The sequence below is a fragment of the Faecalibacterium sp. HTF-F genome (genome assembly GCF_023347535.1).
Lineage (GTDB): Bacteria > Bacillota > Clostridia > Oscillospirales > Ruminococcaceae > Faecalibacterium > Faecalibacterium wellingii.
Genome location: NZ_CP094473.1, coordinates 1,996,718 through 2,009,434, shown reverse-complemented (window position 1 = coordinate 2,009,434; position 12,717 = coordinate 1,996,718). Strand labels below are relative to the sequence as shown.

The 12,717-nt window shown below is 57.1% G+C and carries 12 protein-coding genes; 7 read left to right on the top strand and 5 right to left on the bottom strand.

The features are described 5' to 3' along the window. Window positions 1-179: 179 nt before the first annotated feature. The 7 genes from MTP37_RS09565 (at window position 180) to MTP37_RS09535 (ending at window position 5,649) form a co-directional block, all read left to right on the top strand. A complete protein-coding gene (locus MTP37_RS09565) occupies window positions 180-2,234 on the top strand; it encodes a TIM-barrel domain-containing protein (RefSeq protein WP_249237077.1) in 2,055 nt (684 codons plus the stop codon). 170 nt (window positions 2,235-2,404) lie between these two features. Then, window positions 2,405-3,922 (top strand): Y-family DNA polymerase, encoded by a 1,518-nt coding sequence (locus MTP37_RS09560; protein WP_249237076.1) that lies wholly within the window; start codon window positions 2,405-2,407, stop codon window positions 3,920-3,922. Beyond that, window positions 3,903-4,400, top strand: coding sequence for a YolD-like family protein (locus MTP37_RS09555; RefSeq protein WP_249237075.1), 498 nt, complete (start codon window positions 3,903-3,905; stop codon window positions 4,398-4,400). Before MTP37_RS09560 ends, MTP37_RS09555 begins: the two co-directional genes overlap by 20 nt. A gap of 97 nt (window positions 4,401-4,497) precedes the next feature. Beyond that, window positions 4,498-4,707 (top strand): HFLK protein, encoded by a 210-nt coding sequence (locus MTP37_RS09550; protein ID WP_249237074.1) that lies wholly within the window; start codon window positions 4,498-4,500, stop codon window positions 4,705-4,707. Between the two features lie 116 nt (window positions 4,708-4,823). Continuing rightward, window positions 4,824-5,201: a desulfoferrodoxin family protein gene (locus tag MTP37_RS09545; protein WP_249237073.1), complete on the top strand. Its 378-nt coding sequence runs from the start codon at window positions 4,824-4,826 to the stop codon at window positions 5,199-5,201. 48 nt (window positions 5,202-5,249) lie between these two features. After that, on the top strand, window positions 5,250-5,462 hold the full coding sequence (locus MTP37_RS09540; protein ID WP_249237072.1) for a macro domain-containing protein: 213 nt from the start codon (window positions 5,250-5,252) through the stop codon (window positions 5,460-5,462). Further along, window positions 5,398-5,649 carry an ADP-ribosylglycohydrolase family protein gene (locus MTP37_RS09535; RefSeq protein WP_249237071.1) on the top strand — a complete coding sequence of 84 codons (252 nt, stop codon included), beginning with the start codon at window positions 5,398-5,400 and terminating at the stop codon, window positions 5,647-5,649. Before MTP37_RS09540 ends, MTP37_RS09535 begins: the two co-directional genes overlap by 65 nt. Window positions 5,650-5,790: 141 nt before the next feature. On the opposite strand, the gene MTP37_RS09530 is transcribed toward MTP37_RS09535, so the two are convergent. The 5 genes from MTP37_RS09530 to MTP37_RS09510 all read right to left on the bottom strand — a co-directional run bounded on the left by MTP37_RS09530 (window position 5,791) and on the right by MTP37_RS09510 (window position 12,565). Continuing rightward, window positions 5,791-7,392 carry a glycoside hydrolase family 36 protein gene (locus MTP37_RS09530; RefSeq protein ID WP_249237070.1) on the bottom strand — a complete coding sequence of 534 codons (1,602 nt, stop codon included), beginning with the start codon at window positions 7,390-7,392 and terminating at the stop codon, window positions 5,791-5,793. Next, window positions 7,385-8,770, bottom strand: coding sequence for a glycoside-pentoside-hexuronide (GPH):cation symporter (locus tag MTP37_RS09525; protein ID WP_249237069.1), 1,386 nt, complete (start codon window positions 8,768-8,770; stop codon window positions 7,385-7,387). Before MTP37_RS09525 ends, MTP37_RS09530 begins: the two co-directional genes overlap by 8 nt. Further along, window positions 8,761-11,142 (bottom strand): glycoside hydrolase family 2 protein, encoded by a 2,382-nt coding sequence (locus MTP37_RS09520; protein WP_249237068.1) that lies wholly within the window; start codon window positions 11,140-11,142, stop codon window positions 8,761-8,763. The genes MTP37_RS09525 and MTP37_RS09520 overlap by 10 nt, the downstream gene beginning before the upstream one ends. Next, complete coding sequence (locus MTP37_RS09515) at window positions 11,139-11,702, bottom strand: TetR/AcrR family transcriptional regulator (protein WP_249237067.1); 564 nt, start codon at window positions 11,700-11,702, stop codon at window positions 11,139-11,141. The genes MTP37_RS09520 and MTP37_RS09515 overlap by 4 nt, the downstream gene beginning before the upstream one ends. Before the next feature lie 209 nt (window positions 11,703-11,911). Next, complete coding sequence (locus MTP37_RS09510) at window positions 11,912-12,565, bottom strand: NAD(P)H-hydrate epimerase (protein ID WP_249237066.1); 654 nt, start codon at window positions 12,563-12,565, stop codon at window positions 11,912-11,914. Between the last annotated feature and the right edge of the window lie 152 nt (window positions 12,566-12,717).

Genomic DNA, 12,717 nt, shown 5'->3' with positions numbered 1-12,717 from the left:
ACATCACGTTTTGAGGATCTTGTATTGAAATAGCTGCACAACCGCAGCTATTGGGTTGAAAATAAGGCTGAAGCCCCAATTGCTCCAGCCAATGTCAGAGTTTCTTAATTGTCCATCAAAAATACGTTGGTACGTTTTACACTGTGACGATTCAAAAAACAAAGGAGAGGTGTTTTACTATGATCTACAAAAAGCAATACGGTCAACCGTTTGATACCGAAAGTGTAGTGGGTTCTTTTTTGCCCATGATGGAAACGATACCCTATCTGACCAAGGAGCCGGATGGTTTCTCCTATGCCATGGAACCGCAGGATGTCCTGTATGGTCTTGGCGAAAACGTCCGTGGTATCAACAAGCGCGGGTGGGTGTACGAAAGCAAATGCTCCGATGACGGCAACCATACCGAGGGCAAATCCTCGCTGTACGGTGCTTATAATTTTATGATCGTGTCCGGCAAGGATACATTTGGCGTTTTTATCGACTACCCGGGCAAGGTCACCTTTGACTGCGGCTACACCGACATGGATACCTTACGCATCACGGTGGCCGAGGAAAATTACGATCTCTACATCATTGAGGGCGAGAGCCTGACCGATATTGTACGCCAGTTCCGCCAGTTGGTAGGGCGCAGTTATATTCCGCCCAAATGGGCTTTTGGCAACGCCCAGAGCCGCTGGAGCTACATGAACGAGGACGAGGTCCGCGAGGTGGTGGCAAATTACCGTGCCAATCATATGCCGCTGGACGCTGTGGTTCTGGATATTGATTACATGGAGCGTTACAAGGACTTTACGGTGGATGCGCAGCGCTTCCCGCGTTTTGCAGACTTTGCCGCCGAGATGAAAGCACAGGGCATCCATCTTGTCCCCATCATCGATGCAGCAGTCAAGGTCGAAGATGGATATGATGTGTACGAGGAGGGCGTGAAAAACGGCTACTTCTGCACGAATCAGGATGGCACCCCCTTTGTAGCCGGTGTGTGGCCGGGACGGGTACACTTCCCTGATATGCTCAACCCGGAAGCCCGTGCCTGGTTTGGCAGTCAATATAAAGTTCTGCTGGATCAGGGGATCGAGGGCTTCTGGAATGATATGAACGAGCCTGCTATCTTCTACGCAGAGGAAAGACTGAAAAAGACCTTTGCTCAAATTGAGAAATACAGCAAGCAAAACCTGGATATTTCCAGCTTTGGTGCTTTTACCGGCATGGTGGCAGAGCTTTCCAACAACGAAAACGATTATAAGCTGTTCTACCACAACACCAAACAGGGGCGTATGCGGCACGACAAGGTACATAATCTTTTTGGTTATAACATGACCCGTGCGGCAGGCGAGGCTTTCGAGCGGCTGGAGCCGGACAAGCGCATTTTAATATACTCCCGTTCTGCCTGCATCGGGATGCACCGGTATGGCGGCATCTGGACCGGCGACAACCATTCTTGGTGGAGCCACATTCTGCTTGCGCTGCACATGATGCCCTCCCTGAATATGTGCGGCTTCCTGTACGAAGGCCCCGACATTGGCGGCTTTGGCAGCAATACCACGGAGGATCTGGTGCTGCGCTGGTACGGCTTGGGCATCTTCTCTCCGCTGCTGCGGAACCACTCTGCCAACGGCACTCGCCGGCAGGAGCCCTACCGCTTTAAGAACAAGGCTGCCTTTGCCGGTATTTTACAGCTGCGCTACCTGCTGCTGCCCTACATTTACAGCGAGTACATGAAGGCTGCCCTGCACGACGGCATGTACTGTATGCCGTTGGCGTTCGCCTTCCCGGAGGACGACTTTGCCCGCCGGGTAGAGGATGAGGTGATGATCGGTGAAAGCCTGTTGATCGCCCCGGTATATGAGCAAAACGCCCGAGGTCGGTATGTTTATCTGCCGGAGGAGATGCTGCAGGTGCGGGTAAAGTGCAGCGAAAGCAACCGCATGGAAACCAGCGTGCTGCCGGCAGGCCATCATTACATTCCGGTGGAGCTGGATGAAGTGGTGTTCTTTATGCGCAAGGGACACCTTCTGCCCCTTGCCAAGGACGGCAAAAAGATCCAGAGCGTTGCCGATGTGGATTTTGCAGATCTGCGCCTGCTTGCCTATGCTCCCGATGGTGCATCCTATGAATACTATACCGATGACGGCGAGACAAAGGATTACGACAAACCGGAACATTTTGTGCATATCACGCTGGATGCGGATGGAAACGCAAAGAGCGATCGTGCTACGGTCAAAGTAGAAGGATAATCGTCAGTCATTACGCAGTTCCTACAGAGTGACAGCATTTCAGCTTGAAATGCTGCCACTCTTTTTTGTTGTCTATATCACAGATAAAATAGCGTTTCATCTTGAAAACAGCGTAAAGATTTATTATAATAAGATAAATAGTTGTGACTTTTGCAAAGGAGGGCTGAAGTATGGCAGCGCGGCGCACCTATCTGGCAATCGACCTGAAAAGTTTCTATGCCTCGGTGGAGTGCGTAGACCGTCATCTGGACCCCCTGACCACCAATCTGGTGGTGGCGGACGCCTCCCGCACCGAAAAGACCATCTGCCTTGCGGTGTCGCCCTCCCTGAAAGCCTACAAGATACCCGGCAGAGCACGGCTGTTTGAAGCCGTTCAGCGGGTGAAAGAGGTCAACGCTCAGCGGCTGCAAACTGCCATCCGGCAGCAAAAGGCAGTCCGGGGAGAGGATGGAAAATACCACTTTGCCAGCACCTCTTTTGATGCCAATGCCCTGAACGCAGACCCTGCACTGGGGCTGAGCTACATCGTTGCGCCGCCCCGGATGCAGCGGTATCTGGACGTTTCTACCCAAATCTACAAGACCTACCTCAAATATGTGTCCCCGGCGGATATCTACCCCTACTCCATCGACGAGGTTTTCATTGATGTGACGGGCTATCTGCCCTATTACCACATGAGCGCCCACGAGCTTGCCATGACCATGGTGCGGGAGGTGCTGTACAACACCGGCATCACCGCAACGGCAGGCATCGGCACCAACCTCTACCTTGCAAAGCTGGCCATGGACATTGTGGCAAAACACATCCCGGCGGACAAGGATGGTGTCCGCATTGCGGAGTTGGACGAGCAGTCCTACCGGTATCTGCTGTGGAACCACAGACCGCTGACGGATTTCTGGATGACCGGCCCCGGCACCGTCAAGCGGCTGGAAGCCCACGGCATTTATACGATGGGGGACTTGGCACGGTTTTCCATCCACGGAGAAGATCGTCTATATGAAATTTTTGGCGTGGATGCAGAAATCCTCATCGACCACGCATGGGGCTATGAACCCTGCGGCATGGAACAAATCAAAAGCTACAAGCCCAGCACAAACAGCATCAGCGAGGGGCAGGTGCTGACCTGCCCTTACCCCAACGACAAAGCAAAGCTCATCGTCCGGGAGATGGCAGAGATTCTGATGTTCCGGCTCACCGAAAAGAAGCTGGTGACGGAATCCATCACCTTGGAGATAGGCTACGACCGGGAGAACGTGGACAAGGGCGGCTACCGTGGTCTGACCCAGACCGACCGCTACGGCAGGATCATCCCCAAGGCGGCACACGGCACTATCCGGTTTGATGCCCCTACCAATCTGGGCAGCACCCTCATCAACGAAAGCGCAAAGCTGTTTGAGCGCATCACCGACCCGGCGCTGACGGTGCGGCGCATCACCATCAACGCCAACAAGGTCACGCCGGACGAGGGCATCTATCAGGTGGACTTTTTCACGGACACCAAGAAGCTGGAAAAGGAGAAAAAACTCCAGCAAGCCATGCTGGGCATCAAGAGCAAGTACGGCAAAAACGCTGTGCTGAAAGCCAGCAGCTACGAAGAAGGTGCCACCATGCGCCAGCGCAACGCGCAGATCGGCGGGCACAGTGCAGGAGGTTCGGCGGGAGGTTCAGATGGAAAACTACAAAAATAGAAAAATCGGGCTGGAGACCGCCCAAAAGTACGGGGACATCTTAGAGATGGAACGCCCCCACACGGAAGAATCCCTCCGCAAGCACCCCCGCATGACCTTACAGAACCGGGCCAAAATCTTCTCGCCCTTCTCTCCGCTGCGGGGCTATGACGAGCAGCTTGCCGCAGAAAAGCAGCGTACCGAGCGTGTGACCAAGCGCATTCTGACCGAGGAAGAAATGTCCGCTCTGTCCGATAGGCTGATGCAGGTCACCAAGGGCATGAGCATCACGGTGCGGTACTTCAAGGAGGACACCGCCCACCCGGAGGTTCCGGCAGTGGGTAACTACATCACCCTGACCGGAAAAGCGGACCGCATCGACCCGGTGTTCCGCACCCTGCAGGTGGGCGAAACCGTAGTGCCTTTTGAAGATCTGGTGGAAATCAGTGGGGAAGGTATCATGGACATTGATGTGTATCTGGGAATCCGGGAAGAATGAGATGACAAAAAATGCTGAAAGAGATGTTTATAGGACAGCTCTTTCGATAAAATGACCTCAGAAGAAGCAAAACACACTTCAGACGGAGGAAAATACAATGGCAAACGGTGATTACGGCTATTTCGGCAAAGGCGACACGGGCTATGCCCAGTACATGACGGCTTTCAACCGCAACTTTGGCGGTTCGTCTGGCGGCGGTGGCGGTGGGACCCACAACAATGGCGGCGGGGGAGACGGCAGCGGCTGCGGCTGTCTCATCGCCATTGCGGTGGTGGTCGTGCTGGTGCTCCTCGGCATGGGAAGCTGAGGGTATCCCTCTAGCACAAGGCAGCCTTGCGTGACCCGGTCACAGAAAATCTAACTAGGAAATGTTATCATATGGCCATAGAAAACACCAACAACATTCCGATGGAGGATTTTAATATGAAAGCAAAATTTTATATCTGTGAGCACTGTGGCAACCTGATCACCACCATCCACAATGCAGGCGTTCCGCTGGTCTGCTGCGGCGAAAAGATGAAGGAACTGCTCCCCAACACCGTGGAAGCCAGCGGCGAAAAGCATCTGCCGGTGGCAGAGTTTTCCGGCAGCACCCTCACGGTTACGGTGGGTGCGGTGGAGCACCCCATGGTGGATGTGCACCACATCCAGTGGCTCTTTGTGGAGACTGAAAACGGTGGACAGTTCCGTACTCTTGCTCCCGGGCAGGCACCCAAGGCGGTGTTTGAGCTGGGCAGCGAAAAGCCGGTGGCGGTCTACGCTTACTGCAACCTGCATGGTCTGTGGATGACGAAACTTTAAGAAATGAACGGGCTCCTGCCAGTGGTTAAACGCTTGCAGGAGCCTGTTTTGGCGTGTAGCCAGAGGGATGATGGCTACCCTCTGGATGCTGCCACCGAGATTGCGGTGGATACAGTGACAGATTGGCTGCAAAACCACGCCGACTACGATATGAGGGTCATCTTCTGCTGCTTTGATGCCCGGACGGCGCAGGCGTATGGAGACCTGTCAGAAGACCGTGCCGGAGGCCATTATCGCCTTTCTGGAAAGCACCGGCTTTGAGGATGCCCTGCGCAATGCTGTTTCCCTCGGCGGTGACAGCGACACCCTTGCCTGCATCACCGGCGGCATCGCCGAAGCCTTTTACGGGATGCCGCCCGAGTTGCAGCAGGAAACCTTGAAGCGGCTGCCGGAGGATTTGCGGGCAGCATATGAGCTGTTCTGGCAGAACCTTGAGCGCAGGATGTGACACCGTCGGTGCTGCACAGACCCAAGCTGTATTTAAAAAACTGAGGATCGTACCGGAAGAACAACAAAACACCCGCCTGCGTATTGTGTGCAAAGCACAGTACATGGGCGGGTGTGGTTTTGTTGTGGTTTGTTCGCACTGTCAGAACAGGTCGAAACATAATTTTTGTGGAGTTCCGTCCAGCAGATACCGGATATAGAGACGGTCGTTTTCCGCTTCTGCCTGCACCTGCGTGGCGTGCTCAAAGAGGGTGCGCAGACGGCGGTACTCTGCCCGCTGCGCATCCGTGTAGTGAGACGGCATATCCGAGGTAAGGCACACATTGCCCAGCAGGGCATTGACCGTGGCAAGGGTGCGTTTTTGCTCTGCCGTCAACTTGCAGTTTTCTTCCCGGAGAAAGAACACATCCGGGTCGCTGCCATAGGCGCGGCCATTGAGCTGCCGCCGGAACACCGTGTTGTTCAGCGCCTGCTTTGTGGACACCCGCTCCCGGTGGAACAGGCGCATATACCACACATCGTCCCAGTCCAAGCTCACGTCGCAACTGACACGGCAGTAGTCCACCAGCCCGAAGGCAGGCATCACCGGCACGCCGCAGCCGAGGATGGCTTTTTGTCCGCACCAACTGCGCAGCAGCTCCATGGCACGGTACATCCGGGCTGCCCGGCTCTCATGGGCGTTGCCAAAGGGAGCAGCGCCGTACAGAAAATCCAGCTTGACAAGGTCGAAGCCCCAGTCGTTCAGCACCCGGTCAAACACCCGGCGCAGATAGTCCAGCACCGCCGGGTTGTCGATATCCAGCGCATAAAAGCTGCTCCAGTTGCTGCCGCAGCACCACGGTTTGCCGTCCACTTTCAGCAGCCAGTCCGGGTGCTGCCGGAAAAGAGCAGAGTCCTTTTCGCACACAAAGGGTGCAAGCCAGAGCCCAGCCTGAAAACCGGCGGCGTGGATCTCGTTTACCATGCTCCGCAGCCCGTGGGGGAACTTCTGCGCATCCGTTTCCAGCCAGTCACCCACTTTCGGCTCCCAGCCATCATCGATCTGAAACAGGTCTCCCGGGCAAAGCAGGCTGCGGCATCCGGTCAGGTCCTCCCGGATGGTGTCCTCGGTGATGTCCTGATAGCGGTTGTACCAACTGGAATAGCCTGCCAGCTTCTTCTCCGTCCGGGGCTTGATGCCCATAGCCTGAAACCAGCCGTCGAACACCTCAGTCTCGCCGCCCTCGGCAAAAAACAGGTCGAACAGGGAAAAGCTGCCGCCGGGATGCTCCACCCCGGCGCAGTCACGCTCCAGCGTCAGCAGGGCTTTGCCGCTGTCGTAGCGGAGGATGGTGTAGCCCGGCTTCTCGTCCAGCGATGCCACCAGCTGGAACTGCCCGCCCTTGCGGAAATAGCAGTAGGAAAAGCCGTGGCTCTGACCCTTTTGATGCCCGTAAGGTACAAAGTGATAATCGCCGTAGCGGTCAAAGGCGTATTTTTTGCGCAGAAAGCCGGGGATGTGGTCGGTGCCGCGCAGCTTGCCGTTCCGGTCCAGCTCCGGGCTGTAGGTCCATGTCTGGTAGCCGTTCATGAACAAGTGCTCGTCTGCTTCCATCGTCCACGGCATCTCGGCACGTACCGCCTTCAGCGTCCCGGCGGGCAGGTCTGCCGTCAGATGCAGCGCACCGCCATTCTCCGTGACCGTGCAGTTGCCTGTCTGTACGCCGCCGGAAGTTTCCGCGTACCAGTGCAACGTTTCAGTCATGGTGCGCTTCCTCCCTGTGGAGCTGTGCGCTGATCTCGGCAGCGCGGGCATCGGTCAGAACAAACTTGCGGCGGAACAGCACCAGCGCACCTGCCAGCACCAGCATGGGCAGGACCGTCATCATCAGGCGCAGACCCAGCAGCGTTCCGGCGCTCTGTACTGCTACGGGGCCGGTCTCCTCCGTGTTGCCCACAAGGCCAATCAGGTCCAGCCCGATGCCGGTCAGGAATACCGCTACACCGGAGGCAGCCTTGACCACAAAGGTCTGCATGGAAAAGATGACGCTCTCCTCCCGGCGGCCGGTCTTAAGCTGGCCGTAATCCACACTGTTGGAAAGGAACAGGGTGGTCAGCACGGTCAGCATCCCGTTGCAGGCAAACACTACCACGCCCGGGATGCACAGCAGCGCCAGACTGTGGGAAAGGCCGGTCAGGCAGAACACCAGCAGGGTGCCGTAGCCGCACAGTGCCAGCACAAGGCTCAGGTGAAATACCTGCGTGCTGCTGAATTTTTTTCGCAGCAAGGGGTAAAGCACCATCATGCCAAGGATCTGTGCCGCACCGCCCACGGTGGAAAACAGGGTGTAGGTGGCTTTCCAGCCTGCACCGCCAAGGTCGTATTTGAAGAAATAGATGATGAAGTTGGAGGTAAGGTACAGCGCCGAGTTGATCAGCACGATGCTGCCTACCACTACCATAGCCTGATCGTTGCGGAACAGGGCGGAGAACATCTCCTTTACGGTGGCGGTCTTCATCTCACTGGGGGTGGTTTCTTTCATGGAAATGCAGCACACCAGCTCGGTCACTGCAAAAATTGCCGCTACGATCAATGCCACCCAGCGGAAGCCAGCGCGCTCGCTGTCGCCGCCAAGGGCTCCCACCAGCAGCATGGTGAACATAGCGATGAGGGCAGAGCCAACGCCTGCACAGGTGCGCCCCACCATGGAAAGGTTCTCCCGGTCTTTTGGGGTGCGGGTCACGGCCGGGATCATGGACCAGTAGGGGATATCCATCATGGTATAGGTGACGCCCCACAGGATGTACACCACGCTGAAATAGACCATCAACGCCGCTTCGTCCAGCACCGGGGCGGCAAACAGGGCGTAGAGCACCAGCGCATTGAGCAGCGTGCCGGAAAAGATCCACGGACGGAAACGTCCCCAGCGGGTGCGGGTCTTTGCCACCAGAACTCCCATAAAGGGGTCGTTGAAGGCATCAAAGAACCGGGCAGCCATGAGCACGACGCCCACAAAGCTGGCCGAAAGTCCCAGCACATCCTGATAATAATACATGACGTAAGAAGCCGACAGGGCATATACCATATCCTTGCCCACGGCACCAATGCCGAATGCGGCTTTTTGTTTCAGGGTCAGTTCCATACAGCGTCCTCCTTTTCAATGGTGAACCGCAGCACAACGGGCTGGATCTGCGGTGCAGAAACGGTCAGCAGGGCTTCTCCGGCAGTGCCCACGGTGCGCAGATAGGTACCGGTCATGCCGCCTTCTGCCACGGCAGTCTGCGGGCCCACAAGGGCGGCGTTGCCCTCCACCGCAAACTGCACCGGGAACTGTGCGTAGGGGGCAGGGGTGCCATTCTCGTCCAGAATGCGCACCCGGACAGCCGCCATATCGTAAGTATTTTTTTCCCGAAGAGCCGTCCGGCTGGCCTTGACTTCCAAGTGCAGCTTTGCACTGGGGCAGAGGGTCACGCTGCGCACCACGTTGCCGTCCTGCACGGCATCGAACCGCCAGCGGGTAGCTTCGCCGCCCCAGTTGCCCACATATTTGCCGTAAAGCGCTACGCCATCTTCAAAGCTCATTTTGTAGTGCAACATACACCAGCCGAATTTGACCTTGTAGGCCAGCGGCAGTCCCGCCAAGCCGTATTTTCCGGCGGCCAGCAGGCAGTCCCGCACAGCGGCTGCCTTGGCGGGGGAAAAGTGCTCCTGCGTTTCCAGCAGCTCGCCAATGGTATCGTCCATCACAAAGGGAGGGTGGGGCAGCGCCGTCCACTCGCTTTGGCGCAGGGCGGTGACAAACACATCGTTTTTGTAAAGCTTTACCTGCTGGGCATTGCTGAAAACGTAGGCTGTGCCCAGCTGCCCGGCGGGGTTATCGCCGATGTCCATGGAGGAGCTGACCGCCAGCACCGGGTCAGTATCGCCCTGACTGGCATAGACCGCTGCCGCCAATTTGGGGTTGCGGAAGCTGTCCAGCACCCCGTGGTAGCAGATGCGATCCCCGGAGCCAAAGTCCTTGTGGGTCTGGTAGTCGAACATACACCAGCCAAAGCACCCGGCGTGCTCTCCGCTGGCATAGGCGGCGTTCTGCACCCGGACGTGCCGCAAGGCGTGCTCCTGTCGATGAGGGCCATCGTCAAAGGGCTTGGTGGGGTACATGTGACCGTTGCACTCCGAGATGAGCAGCGCCTTGCCCATATCCGGGGTCACGTCCTTTTTGGGCTTTGCGCCGGGCGTTACGCCGTTGTGGGAAAAATCGTTGTAGGCGTAGACATCCTCCAGCAGATGGCTTTTTTCCAGATACCGCACACCGGAGGTGGCGCGGCTGGGGTCCAGCTGATGGGCGATTTTGTTGGTGCGGGTGTAGAAGGCATCGTCGTCCACGCTCTCGTTGATGCGCACGCCCCACAGGATGATGCTGGGGTGATTGCGGTTTTGCAAGATCATCTCCTGCAGCATCTCGCAGGCGGCATCCTTCCAGTTGTCGTCCCCGATGTGCTGCCAGCCTGGCAATTCAGTGAACACCAGCAGACCCCGCCGGTCGCACTCGTCCAGAAAATACTGGCTTTGGGGGTAGTGGCTGGTGCGCACGGCGGTGCAGTGCAGCTCCTCCTGCAAAATGCGGGCATCCTCCCGCTGCAGGCTTTCCGGTGCGGCGTAACCGATGTAAGGAAAGCTCTGGTGCCGGTTCAGCCCCCGCAGGAAGGTCTTTTTTCCGTTGAGGTAAAAGCCATCCGCCCGGAACTCTGCGGTGCGGAAGCCAAACGTCACCTGTTTGCGGTCGATGGATTGTCCGGCTGCGTTCAAAAGCTCTGCCACGGCATGATGCAAAACCGGGTGCTCGGTATCCCACGGCTGTGCGTCCAGGACGGAAAGCTGCATCTTCCCGGTTTCTGCCGCCTGTGCGGTCTGCTGGGCCAGCAGGGTGCCGTCTGCGGTCTCCAGCCGGATGCGGACCGCCACGGCTGCGGGTGTAAGCTCTGCCGTCCACTGCACCACGGCATCATGCAGGGTGGGCGTGTAGACGAACAAATCAGTCAGGCGGCTTTCTGCCGTAGCTTCCAGCCAGACCTCCCGGTACAGCCCGCCGTAGGTCAGGTAGTCGATGACAAAGCCAAAGGGTGGAATGGCCGGGTCTTCACGGGTATCCAATTGCACGGTCAGCAGGTTTTCACCCTCCCGGTCCACAAGGGCTGTGATCTCCACCGCAAAGCCGGTATAGCCGCCCCGGTGCTGCCCGGCAACCCTGCCGTTGACCCGCACCACTGCCTGATGGGCGGCTCCGTCAAAGCGGAGGAACAGCCGGGGCGCAGTCTGTACCGGCGGCACTCGGAACCGTTTGCGGTAGCCGCAGACCATCTCGTAATCGGCGGGGGAGGCATAGTGCAGTGGCACCTCCCGGCAGGTATGGGGCAAGCGGACGGCTTGCTGTTTTGGTACAGGCAGCCCCTTGCCAAAGGCTTCCGTCCAGTGTCTTGTAAACTCCCAGTCCTCGCAAAAGCTGCGTTTCATCGCGGCAGCACTCCTTCCAGTAGAATCGAGATCATTTCCTCCAGTACAGCCACATAATGCACCCCGCTTTCTGCCAGACTGCGGTCTGCCAGAAAGCTCTCGATGGAAGCGGTGATAATCTGCCGCAGCACCGGCAGGGACACCGGACGCATGACCCCCTCTGCCACAGCCTGTTCCAGCAGCGCCATGGTGGGTTCCCACCCGTTTTCCAATTGACTGCGCACCCGCGCCGCCACCACCGGGTATTTCTCGTCCAGCTCCTTCATCTGCCGCAGGTCCAGCGCGGCGTATTCTGTCGGCATGGCAATGATGACCGCCCGCAGCTTCTCCTGCAAAGTACCGCTGCCCGCCAGAATTTCCTGCTTGCAGCGGTGGATGTCCGCAAAGGCATGGTCTACCATGTCCAGCAGAAGCGCCTCCTTGGAAGGGTAAACGGTGTAGATGGTCTTTTTGCTGATGTGCAGCGGCTCTGCCACCTGTTGCATGGTGAAACGCAGCCCCTGTTGACGGAATAACTGCATCGCCTGTGTGCGCACCAGCGCATCGAGCTTTTCCTGCATGAGCGTCCTCCTTGTGGAAACTGTGCTTGCTTTTCTGGTTTCCATTCTAGTGCGGAAACCGAGCTGAATCAAGCGGTTTCCACATTTTCTGCGTTCTGCCAAGAAAGTGCAGACATTTTGCAGCAGAATGACAAAAAGAACCCCGGCGTGCCTTGAAAGCTGCCGGGGTCTTTTGCGTGCAGGTGCTTTTCCGCAGCGGCAAGCCCTCGTCAAAACTCCGGGTGCCATTCATCCCGGATGCCAATGTCGGCACAGACGATTTTTCCGCACAGCGGCGCAGAAGCTTCTGCAATATGCAAAGGCTTATAGCTGTCGAAGGTTACGGTCAGGTCTGCATGGGCAGCACCCTCGGCAACCTCGCCGGTGTCCGTATTGATGCCGCTGGGCAGGTCTACGGCCAGCACAAAGGCACCGCTCTTGTGCAGACGGCGCATCAGACCGCAGGCAGCAAGACCGGAAGGCCGCAGTTCACCATGGAACCCGGTGCCGTAGAGGGCATCCACAGCAGCATCAAAGCGCTGGGTTTCCAGTATAGAACCGTCGGCGCAGATGTGCACCGGCAGGGAGTGCAGACGCTCAAAATTGCGGATGGCGTCAGCGGTTTTCGGCTCGCCCTCGGCCAGAAGAACGGTCACGCTCCAGCCGTCTTTTGCTGCGGCACGGGCAATCACAAACCCATCGCCGCCGTTGTTGCCCTTTCCGCAGACCACCAGCAGCCTGCCGGGATGCGGAAACTGCTTTTGCAGTTCAGCGTAAGCCGCCATTCCGGCATTTTCCATCATTTGCAGGTAGGACAGACCGTGGGCATCCCCGGCTTGTTCGATTTCCTTCATCTGCGCAGCCGTCACAATGCGATGTTTCATGTTGGCACCTTCTTTCTATCTCTATTATAATGGATGCGATTTTTTGGAACAAGATGAAAGATACCGGTGCATAGGATCTGTCCCCGGAGAGTTGGAACAAGCCATCCGGGGGCATTTTTGTTTTTCACTATCTTTTCCGCAGGGGAAAACCA

Excerpts from the sequence above, each read along its gene's own strand:
- MTP37_RS09565 (WP_249237077.1), top strand. The coding sequence starts at position 180 with ATGATCTACAAAAAGCAATACGGTCAACCGTTTGATACCGAAAGTGTA.
- MTP37_RS09560 (WP_249237076.1), top strand. The coding sequence starts at position 2,405 with ATGGCAGCGCGGCGCACCTATCTGGCAATCGACCTGAAAAGTTTCTAT.
- MTP37_RS09555 (WP_249237075.1), top strand. The coding sequence starts at position 3,903 with ATGGAAAACTACAAAAATAGAAAAATCGGGCTGGAGACCGCCCAAAAG.
- MTP37_RS09550 (WP_249237074.1), top strand. The coding sequence starts at position 4,498 with ATGGCAAACGGTGATTACGGCTATTTCGGCAAAGGCGACACGGGCTAT.
- MTP37_RS09545 (WP_249237073.1), top strand. The coding sequence starts at position 4,824 with ATGAAAGCAAAATTTTATATCTGTGAGCACTGTGGCAACCTGATCACC.
- MTP37_RS09535 (WP_249237071.1), top strand. The coding sequence starts at position 5,398 with ATGGAGACCTGTCAGAAGACCGTGCCGGAGGCCATTATCGCCTTTCTG.
- MTP37_RS09530 (WP_249237070.1), bottom strand. The coding sequence starts at position 7,392 with ATGACTGAAACGTTGCACTGGTACGCGGAAACTTCCGGCGGCGTACAG.
- MTP37_RS09525 (WP_249237069.1), bottom strand. The coding sequence starts at position 8,770 with ATGGAACTGACCCTGAAACAAAAAGCCGCATTCGGCATTGGTGCCGTG.
- MTP37_RS09520 (WP_249237068.1), bottom strand. The coding sequence starts at position 11,142 with ATGAAACGCAGCTTTTGCGAGGACTGGGAGTTTACAAGACACTGGACG.
- MTP37_RS09515 (WP_249237067.1), bottom strand. The coding sequence starts at position 11,702 with ATGCAGGAAAAGCTCGATGCGCTGGTGCGCACACAGGCGATGCAGTTA.
- MTP37_RS09510 (WP_249237066.1), bottom strand. The coding sequence starts at position 12,565 with ATGAAACATCGCATTGTGACGGCTGCGCAGATGAAGGAAATCGAACAA.